Here is a 19,777-nt window from a genome sequence, read left to right as displayed (position 1 = left end):
CCTTGTCATTTTTGTTTTCCCATATTTAGTGAAATGTGTTTAATAACATATAATGTTCTCCTTTTGAATTAACAAATGTATTATAACTGAAAATAAGACAATTAATATGTATTGCAGTAGTATAAAAGTAGTAATTTTCTGCTTGCGCAAGGCTTGCAGTAGTGTTGAAGTATACAAAAATTTGCCCTTTTTTAGGTTTGGGTGTTCATTTGCCTCAAATTTAATAATGAGTGTAAAAACAAATGTTCAACTTTAAAACTAGAATGAATGAAAGCTAAATTAATGCTTTGTTTATGCCTGTTACTTGCTGCGACTACTATGTTTGCGCAGAATCTGACAGTTACTGGTGTGGTAACTGAAAAGGCCACAGGATACCCGGCTATCGGGGTAAGTGTTTTGGTTAAGGGTACGACGAATGGTACCATAACCTCTATGGATGGAGACTATACTTTGAGTAATGTTCCCAAGAACGCAACTTTAGTATTTAGTTATGTAGGTATGACTACACAAGAAGTCCCGGTTAACGGACAGACTGTAGTAAATGTTCTTATGAATGAAGATACGCAAAACTTGGAAGAGGTAGTTGTTATCGGTTATGGTACAAGTAAAGCTAAAGATTTAACGGCTCCGATTGCTGTGATCAAAGCTGATGAGATTACAAAACATGCGACTTCATCTCCGATGGGTGCTTTACAAGGAAAAGTACCGGGTGTGCAGATTACTAATAATGGACAACCGGGTTCCGGTCCTTCCGTACGTATCCGTGGTATCGGTTCTATGAATGATGATAGTCAACCATTATATGTTGTAGATGGTATGTTTTTCGATAATATCGACTTCTTGAATAATAGTGATATTCAGGATTTGTCTATTTTGAAAGATGCGTCTGCAGCTTCTATTTATGGTGTGCGTGCCGCTAATGGTGTTGTCTTGGTTACAACAAAGAAGGGTGCTTTGAATCGTCCGGCAACAGTTACTTATGACGGCTACGTCGGCTTCCAGAAAGCGACGAACGTTTTAAAGATGGCAAATAGCGAGCAATACGCTACGATGATTAGTGAGATGGGTAATGAGACCTTGCAGGCCGTTGTTAACAATGCTAAATCTGTATGGGGTACTTTGCCTAATACAAACTGGTATGATGAGATTCTTCGTACAGCTTTGACGCATAACCATTCATTGGATATTTCAGGAGGAACAGAAAAGGCTACTTATTCTGTAGGTGCTTCTTACTTGTATCAAGATGGTATCTTGGACGCTAAAAATGATTATTCTCGTTTCAATTTGCGTACAAAAGCGGATTATAAAGCTTTTGATTGGTTGAAAGTCGGAGCGAATGTCGTGTTGAGTAACTCTACTCAGAATTTACCGAATGGAGAGGTTTGGTTGGCTGCTTTTAGAACTCCATCAATTATCCCGGTTTATGATGAGAATAGTACGCTGAAACCTTACCCAACGAAATATGCTTCTCCTGCACAAGTTGGTTTGAGTGAGTTTTATTACAATCCGGTAGCTCAATCTGAATATTATGATTCTAAAAACCAGTCATTGCGTGTAATGCCTTCTTTTTATGCTCAATTAGATTTCTTGCCTGAGAATAAATTGTTCTTTAAAACCGCTTATAGCCAAGATATTAATATCTTCCAGACGAGAACATATACGCCCGAATATTTGGTAGGTGGAACTCAGCTTCAATCTACTCCTAAGTTGAAAAAGCAGAATGATATTTATCATAGCTGGATTTTGGATAATACATTAACGTATTCGGATACTTTTGGCGATCATGGCTTGACTGTTATGTTAGGTAACTCTGTACGTTCAGAAAATTGGCGTAAACTGTGGGGTGAAGCTACAGGTGTACCGGGAGAGCATGAAGAGTATTACTATTTGAATCAAGGAAATGCGGATGGACGTACCACAGGTGATGATGGAACTACTTATCGTGGTGTGTCTTGGTTCGGTCGTGTTTCTTATGATTATAAAGGTAAATACTTATTATCAGCTACAATGCGTGCGGATGGTTCTTCTAAATATCAGGAAAAATGGGGATATTTCCCGTCTGTAGGTGCCGCTTGGAATATCTCGGAAGAGGATTTCATGAAAGATCAGAAGTGGGTTGATTATATGAAAATTCGCGCTAGCTGGGGTAAGTTAGGTAATGATAAGATCAAGGCTAGTGATGGTTTCGCTTCTATTAAGCAGGAGATGGGTACTTCAGGTGTGTTTGGTGGAAGTGTTGTTCCCGGCTATACGAATTTGGTGTACTTTAGTTGGTTAGGTTGGGAGGTCGTGAACGAAACGAATGTTGGCTTGGATTTCCGTACATTGAATAGCCGATTAACTTTAGAAGCAGACTGGTACTATCGCTTAACACAAAATGCGGTTATCAACGCTCCGCTTCCTATGGGTGCAGGAAACTTATTGGGTAATAATGGTGAGATCTTAAATACCGGTGTTGAATTGTCTTTGAATTGGTCTGATAAGATTGGTAAGGATTTCTCTTACTTTATTGGCGCTAACTTGACTACATTACACAATGAGGTAAAAGACTTGAACGGTCTTTCTTATTTATATGGTGGTACTGCTGAGTTCCGTACGATCTCTAAGGTAGGTGGTGAGTTGAATGCTTATTATGGACATGAGATCGCCGGTGTTTACCAGAATGAGGCTGAGATCGCAGCTGATCCGATCGCTGTGGCTAATGATTTGAAACCAGGTGATTTCAAATATGTTGACCAGAATCAAGATGGTAAGATTGATGATAAGGACCGTGTGACTTTAGGATCTTATATCCCGAACTTTACATATGGTATTAATTTAGGCTTCTCCTATAAGAATTTTGATTTCTCAATGGTGATGCAAGGTGTTACTGGTAATCAGATCGTAAACCGCAAACGTGGTGATCGCCGTTGGCATTCCGAGTTGAACTATGACGCTGATCAGGTTGAAAACCGCTGGACAGGCGAAGGTTCTACGAATAGCTATATGTCTGCCGCAGGGTCAGTTAATCCTTGGAACATCGCTAAGTTCAATTCATTCTACGTAGAGGATGGTTCTTACTTCCGTATCCAGAATGTTCAAGTAGCTTATACTTTCCCGAAGAAAGACTTTGGCAAGTTTAAGATGCCTAGTGTCCGTTTGAGCTTGACGGCAGATCGTCCTTTGACTATTTTCAAGGCGAACAGCTTTAGTCCTGAGTTGGGTGGCGTGAAGAACGAGGATGGCACGATGCCTTCTTCATCTTACGGATTTGATGAGCGGGTATACCCGTTGTCTTCAGCCTATACATTAGGTCTTCGTATCATTTATTAATCTTTAATGCTAATATAGTATATGAAAAATATATTTAAAAAACAGCTTTTATGGGCTATTCCTTTGGCCTTTTCTTTAGTGACTTCCAGCTGTAGTGATTTCTTGGATAAACTCCCCGAGAATTCTGTGGAAGCAGAGACCGTGGACTATTCTAATACAGCAAACATGTATATGCCGGTTTCCGGTATATATGCGACCTCTCGTAGTTATCTGGGGTCTTGGTCTTCGTACGGATGTATCATTGTGCGTGGTGACGATGTGAATAAAGGAGGATCTCCTACGGACCAGATCGAATATGAGTATGCGAGTAAGTTCCAGTATGATCGCTTGACTACCTTCTGGGCATTGAGTGGCCTTTGGGGAAATTGCTATTATGTTGTCTCTACTTCTAATTCGGCATTGGAGTCTTTAGAGAATTACGCTAAACATCTGACGAGTGAGTCGGATAAACAATTGAACGCTAAATATGCCGCTGAAGTCCGCTTTTTCCGGGCATACGCTTATTTCCAGTTGGTAAATTTATTTGGCGATGTACCTCTTTTGTTAGACAATCAAGAACTGAATGTTTATAAGAGCAAGAAGGAAGACGTAGAAAAGTATATCTATGATGAATTAGATTATTGCATCGCTAATTTGCCGGCAATTCGTCCGAATGAGTCAGAACATCCGGGAGCGGTTACGAAATATACCGCTGAATTGTTGAAAGCTAAATTGAAAATGTACAATAATGAGTGGGATGATGTACTTACCTTGACTGATGATATCGTTAATAGTGGTAAGTTTGAGCTCTATAATGATTTCTATGAATTATTCAAAATTCCGGGAAAATTATGTAATGAGTCTTTGTTAGAGTATCAATTTACTGACTTTGGAAACGGAAGTGGTGATATCGTTTCCTCTGATAACTGGTTTGCTTTCCAAGGCCCTCGTGGAGAGGCTCCTATTTCGGGATGGGCATTTATTGAGCCGACGGAGAAAATTCGTAATCTATTCTCTAAACGTGGTGAAACGGTTCGTGCGGAGACAACCTTCTTAATGACGGATGCCACTACTCGTGACGGTGATTATATTCCTGCGGCTCAACCGGGTGAACCGACTGCTTATAATGGTAAGGCCTATACGCCTGCAAACCAAATGACCCCGGGACGTACTGGATATGGCGATAATAATAATATTCGTGTATTCCGCTATGCTGACGTATTGTTAATGAATGCGGAGGCTAAGGTTCGTAAGGGACAAAATGGAGATGCTCCTTTGAACTTGGTTCGTGAACGTGCAGGCTTGGCTCCGATCAAAAATGCGACCTTAGATCAAATCTTGGAAGAACGTCAAGTTGAATTGGCTTTGGAATGGGGCGAACGTTTCTTCGATTTGGTTCGTACAGACAAAGCTACTCAAGAACTTCCGGGCTTCGTGAAAGGAGAGAGCGAATATTATCCGATACCTCAAGATCAGATCGACTTGAATCCGAACTTGGAACTTGAGGCTGGAACGACAGCAGAATAATAAGATTCTCATATATTTACTAGACCTTTGTAGTTTGGCAAGGCGGTGTCAACCCGTTTGGCACCGCCTATTTTATCTCAAATCATATCTTTATTTATATAAATATCAGCATCATGAAACACATCGCATTACTAACTACTCTCTTATTATCCGCCAGCTTGCAAGCGGTGGAGAAACCTTACGACTATGTTTTCTTCGAGAATAGCTTGATGAAAGGGGATTACTTTTATTCTCAAGCGAAATATACCTCACCTTCTTGGATTAAAAATGCGAGACATCATCTTCCAGTTGCCGGCTCTGTCGCTTTTACTCCCGGCAATTCCTTGGAGCTTACCTATGTATCCGCTCCCGGTGGAGATTGGTATAGCGAGATACAATATTGCCCGGTCCGTGGCAATGACTTCTTTCGTGAGCCCTCTACGCTCTCTTTACAAGTACAACTGAGAGAGAGCATGAATGCTGCCGCTCTTCCCAATATCGCTATTCGTTATGCGGACAGCACGTATACTCAATACCTAAACCTGAGAAATTATCTGAAAGATACACGTCCCGGCGTATGGCATTCCGTATCCATTCCTTTGAAGGATTTCGGATTAAACGCCGTGAACGATACGAACATCAAGAAATTAGCGGCCGTAGCCCTTCGTCCCGGTACGGCCGATGGAAACGAATATACGATTTATCTGGACGATATAGAGCTTTTGCCGGCTTCCCTCCCGTCGGTAAGTGCCTTAAACGCTCCGGTCTTGCAGGAAGCCAAGGCGTATGAGCGTCATATCGATATCAAATGGATTCCTCAATCGAAGGAGGATATAAAATACTATCGCATTTACCGTTCTTTCGACGGGGTTACTTACCAACCGGTCGCTATCCGCCGCCCTTGGATGAATCGTTATACCGATTTCTTGGGAGAGGTTGGTAAAAAGGCTTATTATAAGGTGACGGCCGTGGATTATGCGCTGAATGAATCCAATGATTCCCAGACAGTCTCGGCCACTACCTATCCAATGACGGACGAGCAATTGCTGGATATGGTACAGGAAGCGAACTTCCGTTATTATTGGGAGGGAGCAGAGCCGAACAGCGGTCTTGCCCGTGAGAATATTCCCGGACGGAATGATATGATCGCTACCGGGGCTTCCGGCTTCGGTATCATGGCGATCGTGGCGGGTATCGAACGGGGATTTATCACCCGGGAAGAGGGCGTACAGCGTTTCTTGAAAATCACTTCTTTCTTGGAGAAAGCGGATAAATTCCATGGGGCGGTCTCTCACTTTATTGATGGGACAACCGGGAAGACGGTCGCTTTCTTCGGCCCGAAAGATAATGGAGGTGATTTGGTGGAGACCTCTTTCTTATTCCAAGGGCTGTTAACGGCTCGTCAATATTTCAACCAAGAGAATGACAAGGAGAAACAAATCCGTAAGAGCATCGATAATCTATGGAAAAACGTGGAATGGAGCTGGTATAAGCAATTTAAGGACAGCCCATATCTATATTGGCACTGGTCTCCAGATCAGGCGTGGGTGATCAATCATAAATTGATCGGCTGGAATGAGACCATGATTACCTATATGTTGGCTATCATGGGGCCGAAATACGGAATCTCTCCGGAGATGTATTATAGCGGTTGGGCCAGCCAAGAGGAGTATGCGCAGGAATACCGTGCCGGTTGGGGGTGTGTAGAAGATGGTAAGATGTATACGAATGGTAATACCTATTATGGGGAGAACCTAAAAGTGGGCGTCTCTAATGGAGGGCCTCTTTTCTTTATCCATTACTCCTATCTAGGGTTAGATCCACATAAGTTCACGGATAAGTACACGAATTATTTCGAGAACAACCAGAAAATGGCAAAGATCAATCAACGGTATTGTATCGAGAACCAAGGGGGGTATGTAGGTTATGGAGAAGATTGTTGGGGATTGACCGCTAGCGATTTCGCTTGGAACTATCAAGCTCAGGAGCCGATGCCGCACCGGGATAACGGAACGATGGCACCTACGGGCGCTCTGGCTTCTTTCCCTTACACGCCGGACGCTTCCATGAAAGCCTTGCGGAATTATTATCGTAACTACGGCAGCTTCTTATGGGGTGAGTACGGTTTCCGGGATGCTTTCAACTTGACTGTAAATTGGGTATCTCCCTTATTTATGGGATTGAATCAAGCGCCTGTAACGGTTATGATCGAGAATTACCGTACGAATCTGTTGTGGAACCTTTTCATGAGCCATCCGGATGTCCAGAAAGGTATCCAAAAGATTCAATCCATAAAATAATAATGCGACAAAAAACAACAATAACTTATCTTGAACATAATATGCTGGCATGTAATAGAATAAATAGGGCTATCGCTTCTTGGAAAAAACATGTACGTGTTTTCTCGGAAACATGTACGTCTTTTTCGGAAAACACGTACATGTTTTTTCGGAAAGACGTAGGAGTTTCTAGCGCTTCCTTAAAAGCCTACAATAAGTGTATGCTCGTATCACTCCTTGCCTCTTTCTTCGCGGTCTCTACCGTAAACGCTCAAGTAAACGAGCGGGGAGATTCCGTGATCGTGATCAAGGGGCAGGTAAGTGATTACTATATTACCGTATCCCAAAAACATTTTCTGGAAGGTACGATTACCGGACCGGACGGCAAGCCCTTGGAAGGCGCTACGGTGATGTTCACGGCCAGCCCGGTTCATTATACCACCGATGCGACAGGCTATTATAAGATACAAGCAAGCCGCTACGATCATGAGTTATTCGTGTATTATCCGGGGATGAAGTACGCTTATCGCACCTTTGGCGATAACGATACGAAAATAGATATCCGGATGGAGGCCGATCCTCGTGATGTACGGGTAAAAGCTCCTCAGCAAGCCACCCGCTGGTTCGACGCTACGGCCGATCATCCCTCTACCTATTGCAACCCGATGAATTTGAGCTACTGCTTCCGGGCGAATCTGCCGGATTTGGTGAAGAATGGCTCTTTCCGCTCTACGGCCGATCCGATGATGGTCATGTATAAAGGGGAATATTTCCTTTTCGCCACGAACCAAGCCGGATTCTATTATTCCAAGGACTTGAGTAATTGGGAGTTCGTATTCGCCGGTTTCCAACGTTATCCGGAAGATGACGACTTGTGCGCTCCGGCGGCTTTCGTAAGTGGAGATACCTTGTTCTATACCGGTTCTACCTATGCGGGATTGCCTATTTGGTATAGTACGAACCCGAAAAGCGGAAAGTTCAAGCGGTATGTGGAGAAAACGGCTCTTCCTAGCTGGGACCCGGCATTTTTGCTGGATGATGACGGACGTTTGTATATGTACTATGGTTCAAGTAATGAGTTTGCTTTGAAGGGAGTGGAATTGGATCGCCGTGATTTCCACCCGATCAGCAAGATCCAAGAGATCATGATGCTGCGCCCGGAAGAACACGGATGGGAACGTTTCGGGATGAACAATGACGATAGTACGACTTTAGCGCCTTTTACGGAAGGAGCTTTCGTGACCAAGCATAACGGTAAATATTATTTCCAATACGGTGCGCCGGGAACGGAGTTCAAGGTCTATGCGGATGGTGTCTATGTATCCGACAAGCCGATGGGCCCGTTCACCTACCAGAAACATAACCCGATGAGCTATAAGCCGGGAGGTTTCGTACAAGGTGCCGGTCATGGTGGTACTTTCGAGGATGCGTATGGCAATTACTGGCATGTGGCTACTTGCATGCTTTCTTTGAAATATAAGTTTGAGCGTCGTATCGGTTTGTACCCTACGGCATTTGATAAGGATGGCGTGATGTATTCGAACACCGCTTTCGGGGACTATCCTTTGCTTACGCCGAAAGGGAAGGTAGATGATATCGCGAATACGTTTCCCGGCTGGATGTTGCTATCGTATGGAAAACCGGTGATGGCCTCTTCCATGGATAGTACGTTAGTCCCGGAGAATGTAACGGATGAGAGCATGCGTACTTTCTGGTCCGCCCGCTCGGGAGAGCCGGGTGAATGGCTCCAGATCTCTTTAGAGGGATTGAAAGAGGTACGTGCGATCCAGTTGAACTATTACGAGCATAGAGCCGTACAGCATAATAAGGCGATGGACTTGTATCATCAATATCGTATTTATCATTCTATAGATGGACAAAATTGGGAATTGGTAGTCGATAAGAGCGATAACGACAAGGACGTTCCGCACGACTATATCGAGTTGCGTGAGCCTTTGAAAACCCGTTATTTGAAAATAGTGAACGAACATGTGCCTTCGGGCAACTTCGCTATGTCTGGATTTCGTATTTTTGGAAATGGTTTGGGAGAAGCTCCCGCCGCCGTTAAGAACTTAAAGGTGGAACGCTCAAAAGCGGATAAGCGGAATGCGATGATCACTTGGGAGCCGGTAAAAGAGGCGTACGCTTACAATATCTATTATGGTATAGCGCCGGATAAATTGTACAACAGTATCACGGTACTGGGAGATACGATGTACGATTTCAGGGGCTTGGATAAGGATACGGACTATTATTTCTCGATCGAGGCATTGGGAGAGAGCGGCCGTTCACCGATGAGTAAAGTATTGAGACGATAACTATTTTAAATGTATATATCTATGAATACCTATTTCCGTACAGGCGTTGTTACCCTGTTGCTTGGCTTTTCGTTGACCGCTTGTCATGAGGCCAAGAAAAGTGACACATCCGCAGAGTCTACGCCCAATGAGCGTAAGTTGGATTTTCAGTCGGATGATGAATTCTTGACCTATATACAAAAGGCTCACTTTAATTATATGTGGGAAGGTGCGGAGCCTACCTCCGGACTGGCCTGTGAGCGTATCCATACGGATGGCGTGTATCCTGAGAACGATGCTGATATCGTGACCACCGGAGGTAGTGGTTTTGGCATCGCCGGGCTGTTGGTAGGTATTGAGCGTGGCTTTATCACCCGTGAGGAAGGTGTGGCCCGTTTTCATCAAATCGCTGATTACTTGGCGAAGGCCGATCGTTTCCACGGGGTCTGGCCTCACTGGATGCATGGACCTACGGGTAAGGTAAAGCCTTTCGGCCAGAAGGATAACGGAGGCGATTTGGTAGAGAGCGCTTTCTTAATGCAAGGTCTCTTATGCGTACGCCAATATTTCAAGGACGGTAATGCGAGCGAGAAAGCGTTGGCAGCGAAGATTGACCAGCTATGGCGTGAGATGGAATGGACATGGTATTTGAACGGGCAGGATGTATTGTATTGGCATTGGAGCCCGAATTACGCATGGGAGATGAATTTTCCTTTGGAAGGTTACAATGAATGTCTGATTACTTATATTTTGGCGGCGTCTTCGCCTACGTATCCGATCCCGGCTTCCGCTTATCATAACGGATGGGCTCGTAAAGGAGGGATCAAGAGCGATGCAGTCGCTTACGATTTACCTTTGATCTTGAAACATAATTATGCCGAGGAGTACGGCGGTCCGTTGTTCTGGGCACATTATTCTTATATCGGCCTATGTCCGGTCGGCTTATCGGATCGATACGCTAACTACTGGGACTTGAACCGGAATCACGTATTGATCGATTACCGTTATTGCGCGGAGAATCCGAAGGGCTTCAAAGGATATAGCGACGCTTGCTGGGGATTGACCGCCAGCTATTCCGTGAAAGGCTATAACGCGCATATGCCTTCCAACGATCATGGGGTGATTACGCCGACAGCGGCTTTGAGCAGTTATCCGTATACACCGGAGGAATCCTCGAAGGCATTGAAGCATTTCTATTTCAATCTGGGAGATAGCATCTGGGGTAAGTATGGTTTTTACGACGCTTTCAGTGAAGGCGAGAATTGGTATCCGCGTCGTTATCTGGCGATAGACCAATGTACGATCGCACCGATGATCGAGAATTACCGTACGGGCCTTCTGTGGCGTTTGTTTATGAGCTGTCCGGAAATTCAGGACGGTTTGAAGAACTTGGGTTTCACGATCCATAATGCGAGAGAATCTTAATATTTAAATAACATGAGAAAGATTATATTATCATTCGCCGCTTGTTTGGCACTTGCGGCATACGGACAAAAGCCCGTTCAAGATACGAGAGCGATGGATACGTTTATCGATCAGTTGATGGGTAAAATGACTTTGGATGAGAAGATCGGACAGCTGAACTTGTCCGGTGGTGGTGTTCCCGGCATCTTGAGTGGCTCGGAAGGTGCGGACGAGACGATTCGTCGGGGCTGGCTGGGTGCTACGGGAGGCTCGGAGCTGGAGACGTTCCGTAAATTGCAGGAGATAGCGGTTAAGGAATCTCGCTTAGGAATTCCGCTTTTGTTCGGACTGGATGTGATTCATGGATATCATACGATCTTCCCGATCCCATTGGCTTTGTCTTGTAGCTGGGATACGACGTTGATCGAGCAAAGTGCCCGTATCGCCGCTATCGAGGCCAGTTCAAACGGCGTGACATGGACTTATTCCCCGATGGTGGATATCGCCCGTGACGCTCGTTGGGGACGTATCGCCGAGGGTAGTGGAGAGGACCCTTGGTGGGGTGGAAAGATCGCCGCCGCCATGGTGAGAGGTTATCAAGGAGATGACTTGACGAAAGAGAACACGATCTTGTCTTGCTTGAAGCACTTTGCCTTGTATGGCGCTTCCGAGGCCGGTCGTGATTATAATACGGTGGATATGAGCCGTATCAAGATGTTTAATGAGTATTTCCCGCCTTATAAAGCGGCTGTAGAGGCTGGTTGTGCCACGGTTATGTCTTCCTTTAATTTGGTGGAGGCGATTCCGGCTACGGGTAACCGTTGGTTATTGACCGATTTGCTTCGTGATCAATGGGGATTCAATGGGTTTGTCGTTTCCGATTATAATTCGATCGGCGAGATGACTAATCATGGTTTGGGTGATACGCAGACCGTATCGGCCTTGGCTTTGCATGCCGGCTTGGATATGGATATGATGACAAATGGTTATATCACGACCTTGAAGAAGTCGTTGGAAGAGGGCCGTGTGTCTCAAGCGGATATCGATCAGGCTTGCCGCCGTGTATTGGAGGCGAAATATAAATTAGGCTTGTTCGAGGACCCTTATCGCTACTTGGACGCGGATCGTGCGAAAAAGAATACGTTCACGGATGAGCATATGAATACGGCTCGCCATATCGCCGGCAAATCCATTGTCTTGTTGAAGAATGACAAGGGTTTGTTGCCTTTGCGAAAGACAGGGACGATCGCCGTGGTAGGCCCGTTGGCGGATAAGAAGGTTGAGTTGTTCGGGACATGGTGTGGTATCGATACGGCGAAGTCAGCTTCCGTAGTGCAGGCCGTGAAGGAAATGGTTGGCAATAAGGCCCGTGTGATCTTCGCCAAGGGATGTAATTTGACGAACGAGCCGATGTTGGCGAAAGCCAGTGGCTTGAAGGTTGATCCGGTGGAGAATACCCGTTTGGTGAAGGAAGCGGTTGAGCAAGTGAAAGATGCGGATCGTATCATCGCCGTGATGGGTGAGCCGAATAACTGGTCCGGAGAGGCTTGCAGCCGTGCGGATATTAGTTTGCCGGAGAGCCAGAAAGAGCTGTTGAGAGCTTTGTTGGAGACCGGTAAACCGGTGGTGTTGGTCTTGGCGAACGGCCGTCCGTTGACCTTGGAGTGGGAGGATAGCCAATTCTCCGCGATCGTTGAGGCTTGGCATGGAGGTTCCGCCGCAGCTCGCGGATTGGTGGACGTATTGTTCGGCGACGTGAATCCTTCCGGTAAATTGACGACTACATTCCCTCGTAGCGTAGGCCAGATTCCTTTGTATTACAATGCTAAGAAAACAGGCCGCCCAATGAATCCGGATGATCATTTCACTTCTAAATATCTGGATATCACGAACGATCCATTGTATCCGTTTGGCTATGGCTTGAGTTATACGACTTTCTCTTACGGTGATCTTCAGCTGGATAAGACGAGTGTGCAAGGAGAGAACGGTGTATTGACCGCCAGCGTACAGGTGACGAATACGGGCAAGCTAGAGGGCGAGGAAGTCGTACAGTTATATATCGGCGATCCGGCTGCCAGCATCTCCCGTCCGATGAAAGAGTTGAAGAACTTCCAGAAGATCTCCTTGAAACCGGGTGAGAGCCGAAAAGTCTCTTTTACGATTACGCCGGAAGACTTGAAATTTTATAACAGCGCATTGGAATACATCTGGGAACCGGGCTTATTCAATATTTACGTAGGTACGAACTCCCGGGACGTGAAATCGGCGCAGGTAACTTGGAACAAATAATACAGATACGAATAATGAAAAGGTTAACGACTTTTATCGCTGGTGCGGCCGTTGCCGCTACCTTGGGGGGATGCCAGCAGCCCGCTGTAAGCGGTTGGAAAAGCTTCAGCGGCGACAAAAATATTGAACGCCGTGTAGATTCTGTGCTCTCTTTAATGACCTTGGAGGAAAAGGTGGGGCAGATGGCCCAATACTCCTGTAACTGGGATGTGACCGGCCCGGTTATGACGGGGGATTATGAGACTTTGCTGAAACAAGGTCTTGTAGGAAGCTTGTTTAATGTATATACGGTAGATGGCGTACGTAAAATGCAAGAGATGGCTCTGTCCGAGAGCCGTTTGAAGATACCCGTATTGTTTGGTTATGATGTCGTGCACGGCTATCGTACGATTTTCCCGATGCCGTTGGCGGAATCCTGCTCTTGGGATTTGGAGCGGATGCGTAAAAGCGCGGCGATCGCGGCGGATGAGGCGAGCGCTTCCGGTATCGCTTGGACGTTCGCTCCGATGGTGGATATCTCCCGGGATGCCCGTTGGGGACGTGTAATGGAAGGTGCCGGTGAGGACCCGTATTTGGGAAGCTTGATCGCGAAGGCCCGTGTTGAGGGTTTCCAAGGAGGAAACGATTGGCGTTCGTTGGCCGACGTGAATACGGTCTTGGCTTGTTGCAAGCACTTTGCCGCTTATGGGGCCGCTGAGGCCGGACGTGATTATAATACGTCCGAGTTGTCGCAAAATACATTGATGAATTATTATATGCCGCCTTATTTAGCGGCTAAGGAAGCGGGAGTCGCTACGTTCATGGCCTCCTTCAATGAGATCAACGGAGTGCCCAGCACGGGTAATAAATGGTTGATGACCGATTTGTTACGTAAGGACTGGGGCTTCAATGGTTTCGTGGTTACCGATTATACCGGTATCAATGAGATGGTAGCCCATAGTATCGTGCGAAATGACAAGGAGGCTGGGGAACTGGCTGCGAACGCCGGTATCGATATGGATATGACGGGTGGCATCTACAGCCAATATCTTGTACAATCCGTGAAAGAGGGTAAAGTCTCGGAAGAGAATATCAACCGTGCCGTGGCGAGCATCTTGGAGATGAAGTTCCTCTTGGGCTTGTTCGATGATCCGTATCGTTACTTGGACAATGAGCGTGAGAAGAATACGATCATGAAGCCGGAGTTCTTGCAAGAGGCTCGTGAGACTTCCGCTCGCTCGATCGTCCTTTTGAAGAATGATAATAACTTCTTTCCGATCTCGAAGGATAAGCATATTACGGTAGCCTTGATCGGCCCGATGGTAAAAGATAAGATCAACCAGAATGGCGAGTGGGCCGGCCGGGGTGAGCGTGAGGAGAGTATCTCTTTGTTCGAGGGTCTGACCGAGAAATATGCCGGTACGAACGTGAAGTTCATTTATGCCGAGGGATGTGATCTCTTGACTGATGATTCATCTAAATTCGCTGAGGCGATCGCTACGGCTCGCCGTGCGGATATCGTATTGGCGGCTATGGGCGAGGATTTCAACTGGAGTGGTGAGGCGGCTTGCCGTACGGACTTGAAATTGCCGGGCGCTCAACAAGCCTTGTTGAAAGAATTGAAAAAGACGGGTAAACCTCTTGGTTTGATCTTGGTGAACGGACGTCCTTTGGATCTTTCTTGGGAGGATCAGCATGTCGACGGTATCTTGGAGGCTTGGTATCTGGGTACGATGGCAGGTCATGGTATGGCCGATGTGATCAGTGGCGATTATAATCCGTCCGCTCGCCTGACGATGTCTTTCCCTCGTACGGTAGGTCAATTGCCTCTGTATTACAACCAGAAACCGACAGGCCGCCCGGTTCCTCCGGAAGCTCCGGATACGGATTATAAATCCAGATATATGGATGTGCCTAACACACCGTTGTACCCGTTCGGTTATGGCTTGAGCTATACGACTTTCGCCGTGAACTCTATGAAGCTGGATCAGAACTCTTTCACGAAAGGGGGCAAGATCACGGTAACGGCTGAGGTAGAGAATACGGGTAAGGTGGATGGCGAGACGGTCGTCCAGATGTATATCCGCGACTTGGCGGGTAGCGTGACCCGTCCGGTTAAAGAGCTAAAAGGTTTCGAGAAGGTGGCTTTGAAAGCGGGCGAGAAGAAACAAGTCTCTTTCACGATTGACGAAGCTTTGCTGGCTTTCTATGGTATCGATATGCAGAAGAAAGCCGAGCCGGGTGATTTCACGGTTTGGATAGGCTTGAATTCTGCCGACGAGACGAATCAGTCTTCTTTCTCTCTGCGGTAAAAATTAATACATATCAACATGAAACTATTATCAAAATATATCTTTTCGGCTCTGTTCTTGGCTGCTTCCGGAGGTTCCGCCACCGCTCAATCCATGCGGGCGAATACGTATTGTAATCCGCTTAATGTGGATTATACGTATATGATTTATAACTCATCGAACAATCTGTCTTACCGTTCGGGTGCGGACCCCGCTGTCGTAGAATTCCGGGGCGAGTATTATATGTTCGTAACCCGTTCGCATGGCTACTGGCATTCGAAAGATTTGTTGAACTGGGATTTTATCACTCCCGGTAAAAACTGGTATCCTCAGGGTTCCAACGCTCCCGCCGCTCATAATTATAAGGATTCCGTGCTTTATGTGATGGGTGATCCGTCCGGCTCCATGAGCGTTCTTTATACCGATGATCCGAAATCCGGTAATTGGAACGCTACTCCTGCTATACTCCACGACCTACAAGACCCGGATTTATTCATCGATGATGACGGACAAGCTTATTTATTTTGGGGCTCTTCCAATGTTTATCCGCTTCGGGGCAAGAAACTGAATAAGGATGACCGTTTCTTGATCGAGGGCGAGACGGTCGAGCTTTTCGGCTTGGATATGCCGAAGCACGGCTGGGAACGTTTTGGCGAGAACCATACCGATACGGTATTGGGGGGCTATATGGAAGGTGCTTGGCTGACCAAGCACGACGGTAAATATTATATGCAGTATGCCGCCCCCGGCACGGAATTCAACGTATATGCCGATGGTGTTTATGTGGCGGACTCCCCATTAGGTCCGTATAAATACCAATCGCATAACCCGGTAAGCTATAAGCCCGGTGGTTTCATGAATGGTGCCGGACACGGAAGTACCTTGGTGGGGCCGGGAGGTAATTATTGGCATTTCGCATCTATGTCTCTCTCGGCTACGGTGAATTGGGAGCGTCGCCTCTGCATGTATCCTACTTTCTTCGATAAGGAGGGCATTATGTATTGTGATAATAACTTCGGTGATTATCCGCATTACGCTCCCGCCGAGCCGGGAAAGAAAGGAGAGTTTACGGGGTGGATGTTGCTTTCTTATAAAAAGCCGGTGAAAGCTTCCTCGTATGCGGAGGGTTCCGCTCCCGCCGCGCAAGGATTCACGGAATCGAACCGTCCCAAGACTTCCGCCAATTTCCTTCCGGCCAACTTGACGGATGAGGAATGTAAGACATTCTGGATGGCTCGCACGAATGGAGATACCGAATGGGTAGAGATCGATCTGGAGGCTCCCGCTATGGTGTATGCCGTGCAAGTGAATTATCACGATCATCAATCGAATATGTATGGACGTATTCCCGGTTTACGCCACCGTTATGCGGTGGAAGGCTCTTTGGACGGGCAGGATTGGGTAACGTTGGTGGATCGCCGGAATAATTATAAGGATGTCCCGAACGATTACGTACAAGTGGATAATCCGGCTCGTGTCCGTTATGTCCGTTATAAGAATATAGAGGTCCCGACGCCTCATCTGGCGATCTCGGACTTGCGTGTGTTCGGTATCGGTGAGGGCAAGAAGCCTGCGACGGTGAAGAACTTCAAGGTCGTTCGCCAAGCGGATCGCCGTGATGCGATGATTACCTGGGACGCTGTCAAGAACAGCCAAGGCTACAACATCCGTTGGGGTATCGCTCCCGATAAACTATACAACTCATGGCTCCTATACGGAAAGAATGAATTACTATTAAAGAGTCTGTCCACCGACCAGCCTTATTATTTCACCATCGAGGCTTTCAACGAGAACGGTGTCTCAGAAGCGACAAAACCAATCATCCAGTTGTAGAGACGGGGCGTGCCCCGTCTCCCACCGTCTGATAGTATCTTAAAGTTACTATTTTGCTGGGATGAGACGGGGCACGCCCCGTCTCTACAACTAGATATTTTTTAGTATATTCTTTCGCTTCAGAATATATGCTATATTTGTACCTATAAAGAACAATTAACTAAGACACATAACTATGGCAAACCTATATCAAAATCGTTTCCGTATCGAATCTGCCCGTGCCACTTGGCACGATTACAATGGAGGTATTTATTTTATCACGATCTGTACAGCACATAAACAATGTTATTTTGGTCGTGTACTTGGCGGGCAAATGTCGCTAAATCCATTAGGTCACTTCACTCATGATAATTTAGAGCATGCAAATAACCATTATCCATACCTTGAAATCCCTCTATTTGTTGTGATGCCTAATCATGTACATGCCGTGGTCTTTGTGGCGGGAGATGAGGTGTTAGTACCATTGGGGAATAAAGGATTGCTGTCGATAGGGATTGGAGGCATTAAATCTGCTGTCACGGCATATGCACATCAAAATAATCGTATTTTTGCATGGCAACCACGTTTCCATGATCACATTATTCGTGATCATGCTGAAATGAATCGTATAGCAGATTACATTGAAAACAATCCCCTAAACTGGGCAAGTGATTGTTTCTATATATAATCTCCTTAGTTGTAGAGACGGGGCGTGCCCCGTCTCCCACCGTCTGATGGTATCTTAAAGTTACTGTTTTACTGGGATGAGACGGGGCACGCCCCGTCTCTACAACTAAATAATAATGTGTGATTTATTAATAACTTAAATATGATGTTGTATGAAAACACTTAGAAGTATCTTTTTTCTGTCTCTTTGCCTTCTTCTCTCCGTTGCCGGATATGCTGGTGATAAGGCTAGTTTTTTGAAAAAGCAGTTTACGGCTCGTGATGGTTATCAATTGAATTATCGGGTTCTGTATCCCCGAGATTATAATCCGGCGCAGAAATACCCGGTAATCCTGTTCCTGCACGGAGCGGGCGAACGAGGGTCGGATAATGAGGCCCAATTAGTACATGGTGGCGATATGTTCGCTTCTTTCGAGAATCAAACGAAATATCCGGCTATCATTATAGCGCCTCAATGCCCGGCCGAGAAGACTTGGTCTGAATATAAGGGATTGAACGCCGGAAAAGAAGGGAAGCGTTTCTATCCGTTGAATGCCCCGGCCACGCAATCAATGGCCGCAGTCAAGGAATTATTGGATAGTTATATAGCGGAAGGCAAGGTCGATACGAAACGCATTTACGTAACCGGCCTATCGATGGGAGGTATGGGCACGTTCGATATCGTGATGCGTTACCCGAACCTGTTTGCCGCTGCCGCCCCGATCTGTGGTGGAGCGAACTTGCAACGTCTGGCGAACTTTAAGGGCAAGACGGCTTTCAGTATTTATCATGGTGGCTCCGACAGCGTAGTCGATGTACAATTCTCCCGTGACGCTAATGAAGCATTGAAGAAAGCAGGAGCTGATGTCCGTTATAAGGAATTTCCCGGTGTAGACCATAACAGTTGGGATAACGCTTTCGCCGAACCGGATTATCTGGCTTGGATGTTCCAGCATAGCTTGTAAAAACAGAGGTATCATCTCCGGATTTTTTACTTACTAGACATTATTTATCCTTTATAGGTTGTATATCCGGAAAAAGAAGTATATTTGCTGTGATCAACATTTTAAAACCAGAAAGCAGAGTAGAATACCTGCTTCTATTCGGTTGCAGGCATTTTTTTGCCTGTAACCGATCCGATATGACGGTTCCGTACCCCCGTGGAGTGCATTAATGTGCCTCCAGCTTTCTGGTAAAGTGTTGATCAACGGGTCAGGCGGGACCGTTCTTTTTTCCGCCTGCTTACAACTAATATATTATGGAAGAGGAAAAGATCTATTCCGTAACTGAACCTGTCGGTTCAGAGCAAGACGCTCCGGTTTCGAACATGGAAATGTTGAGTGATGTATTTTTTAAGGAAGAGGCACGACGCTTGAAAGAAGCTTTCTGTTTTGAGAGAGATGCGGATGATTTCGATTATCTGAACCATCAGTTGCAAAGCGTGAAAAATCTATTGGTAGGTCTAAAACTGCCGTGGATACAAATAGCACCAATTTTGTACAGATGTATGGCCGTTTATCTGCAGCGTCCCGATCAACATGTAAGTAATATGAAAGTTCGCTACCTGTCAACGCAATTGATGGATGGGGTTTTGCTTTTATCCCAGAACGGACGGCTCATCAATGACTTGCTCATGTTTTTCGACTGCCAGCTTAAGGATATTCAACGCTTGCGGGAAGAGAAGTGTGAGGAAATGGAGAATGTGAGATTGTAATACATATTTGCAGCTCATACATACTTGGTTGTAGAGACGGGGCGTGCCCCGTCTCAGCACCGACTGATAGTATCTTTAAGTTGCCATTTTGTTGGGTTGAGACGGGGCACGCCCCGTCTCTACAATTGGATGAAAGGGCTTATGCGTGTTCCGGTTAGAATATCAATGTGACAATTTGTAAACTAAAGTCCTTGAGAATCGATTATTTCGGGCCAAAGTACGTCTCGCTCCTAAAAACGAAAGAAAAAA

11 protein-coding genes are annotated in these 19,777 nt (G+C 46.0%); all 11 read left to right on the top strand.

Features of this window, described 5'->3' with window-relative positions:
- Positions 1-267 precede the first annotated feature (267 nt).
- The 11 genes from D7V92_RS08650 to D7V92_RS08600 all read left to right on the top strand — a co-directional run bounded on the left by D7V92_RS08650 (position 268) and on the right by D7V92_RS08600 (position 19,528).
- Complete coding sequence (locus D7V92_RS08650) at positions 268-3,312, top strand: TonB-dependent receptor (protein ID WP_036614457.1); 3,045 nt, start codon at positions 268-270, stop codon at positions 3,310-3,312.
- 21 nt (positions 3,313-3,333) lie between these two features.
- Positions 3,334-4,818, top strand: coding sequence for a RagB/SusD family nutrient uptake outer membrane protein (locus tag D7V92_RS08645; RefSeq protein ID WP_087346156.1), 1,485 nt, complete (start codon positions 3,334-3,336; stop codon positions 4,816-4,818).
- 113 nt (positions 4,819-4,931) lie between these two features.
- Positions 4,932-7,097, top strand: a complete 2,166-nt coding sequence (locus tag D7V92_RS08640) for a glucoamylase family protein (protein WP_121772695.1) — start codon at positions 4,932-4,934, stop codon at positions 7,095-7,097.
- 140 nt (positions 7,098-7,237) lie between these two features.
- Positions 7,238-9,394, top strand: coding sequence for a family 43 glycosylhydrolase (locus D7V92_RS08635; protein ID WP_121772712.1), 2,157 nt, complete (start codon positions 7,238-7,240; stop codon positions 9,392-9,394).
- Positions 9,395-9,403: 9 nt separating this feature from the next.
- Positions 9,404-10,798: a glucoamylase family protein gene (locus D7V92_RS08630; RefSeq protein WP_036614468.1), complete on the top strand. Its 1,395-nt coding sequence runs from the start codon at positions 9,404-9,406 to the stop codon at positions 10,796-10,798.
- 12 nt (positions 10,799-10,810) lie between these two features.
- Positions 10,811-13,066, top strand: a complete 2,256-nt coding sequence (gene bglX / locus D7V92_RS08625; protein ID WP_005863643.1) for a beta-glucosidase BglX — start codon at positions 10,811-10,813, stop codon at positions 13,064-13,066.
- Positions 13,067-13,080: 14 nt separating this feature from the next.
- Positions 13,081-15,357 carry a beta-glucosidase BglX gene (gene bglX / locus D7V92_RS08620; RefSeq protein ID WP_121772694.1) on the top strand — a complete coding sequence of 759 codons (2,277 nt, stop codon included), beginning with the start codon at positions 13,081-13,083 and terminating at the stop codon, positions 15,355-15,357.
- Positions 15,358-15,375: 18 nt separating this feature from the next.
- On the top strand, positions 15,376-17,169 hold the full coding sequence (locus D7V92_RS08615; protein WP_057329573.1) for a family 43 glycosylhydrolase: 1,794 nt from the start codon (positions 15,376-15,378) through the stop codon (positions 17,167-17,169).
- A gap of 175 nt (positions 17,170-17,344) precedes the next feature.
- On the top strand, positions 17,345-17,836 hold the full coding sequence (locus D7V92_RS08610) for a transposase (protein ID WP_036614477.1): 492 nt from the start codon (positions 17,345-17,347) through the stop codon (positions 17,834-17,836).
- Positions 17,837-17,987: 151 nt separating this feature from the next.
- Positions 17,988-18,779: a prolyl oligopeptidase family serine peptidase gene (locus tag D7V92_RS08605; RefSeq protein WP_005863639.1), complete on the top strand. Its 792-nt coding sequence runs from the start codon at positions 17,988-17,990 to the stop codon at positions 18,777-18,779.
- Between the two features lie 293 nt (positions 18,780-19,072).
- Positions 19,073-19,528 carry a hypothetical protein gene (locus D7V92_RS08600; protein WP_121772693.1) on the top strand — a complete coding sequence of 152 codons (456 nt, stop codon included), beginning with the start codon at positions 19,073-19,075 and terminating at the stop codon, positions 19,526-19,528.
- The last annotated feature ends 249 nt before the right edge of the window (positions 19,529-19,777 follow it).

The sequence above is a fragment of the Parabacteroides sp. CH2-D42-20 genome (assembly GCF_003670185.1).
Taxonomy (GTDB): Bacteria; Bacteroidota; Bacteroidia; order Bacteroidales; family Tannerellaceae; genus Parabacteroides; species Parabacteroides distasonis.
Note: the sequence above shows the minus strand (reverse complement) of the source record. Positions and strands in the feature narration are given on the sequence as shown.

Bases quoted from the DNA above. Each gene is read 5' to 3' on its own strand.
- D7V92_RS08650 (WP_036614457.1), top strand. From the start codon at position 268: ATGAAAGCTAAATTAATGCTTTGTTTATGCCTGTTACTTGCTGCGACT.
- D7V92_RS08645 (WP_087346156.1), top strand. From the start codon at position 3,334: ATGAAAAATATATTTAAAAAACAGCTTTTATGGGCTATTCCTTTGGCC.
- D7V92_RS08640 (WP_121772695.1), top strand. From the start codon at position 4,932: ATGAAACACATCGCATTACTAACTACTCTCTTATTATCCGCCAGCTTG.
- D7V92_RS08635 (WP_121772712.1), top strand. From the start codon at position 7,238: ATGTTTTTTCGGAAAGACGTAGGAGTTTCTAGCGCTTCCTTAAAAGCC.
- D7V92_RS08630 (WP_036614468.1), top strand. From the start codon at position 9,404: ATGTATATATCTATGAATACCTATTTCCGTACAGGCGTTGTTACCCTG.
- bglX (WP_005863643.1), top strand. From the start codon at position 10,811: ATGAGAAAGATTATATTATCATTCGCCGCTTGTTTGGCACTTGCGGCA.
- bglX (WP_121772694.1), top strand. From the start codon at position 13,081: ATGAAAAGGTTAACGACTTTTATCGCTGGTGCGGCCGTTGCCGCTACC.
- D7V92_RS08615 (WP_057329573.1), top strand. From the start codon at position 15,376: ATGAAACTATTATCAAAATATATCTTTTCGGCTCTGTTCTTGGCTGCT.
- D7V92_RS08610 (WP_036614477.1), top strand. From the start codon at position 17,345: ATGGCAAACCTATATCAAAATCGTTTCCGTATCGAATCTGCCCGTGCC.
- D7V92_RS08605 (WP_005863639.1), top strand. From the start codon at position 17,988: ATGAAAACACTTAGAAGTATCTTTTTTCTGTCTCTTTGCCTTCTTCTC.
- D7V92_RS08600 (WP_121772693.1), top strand. From the start codon at position 19,073: ATGGAAGAGGAAAAGATCTATTCCGTAACTGAACCTGTCGGTTCAGAG.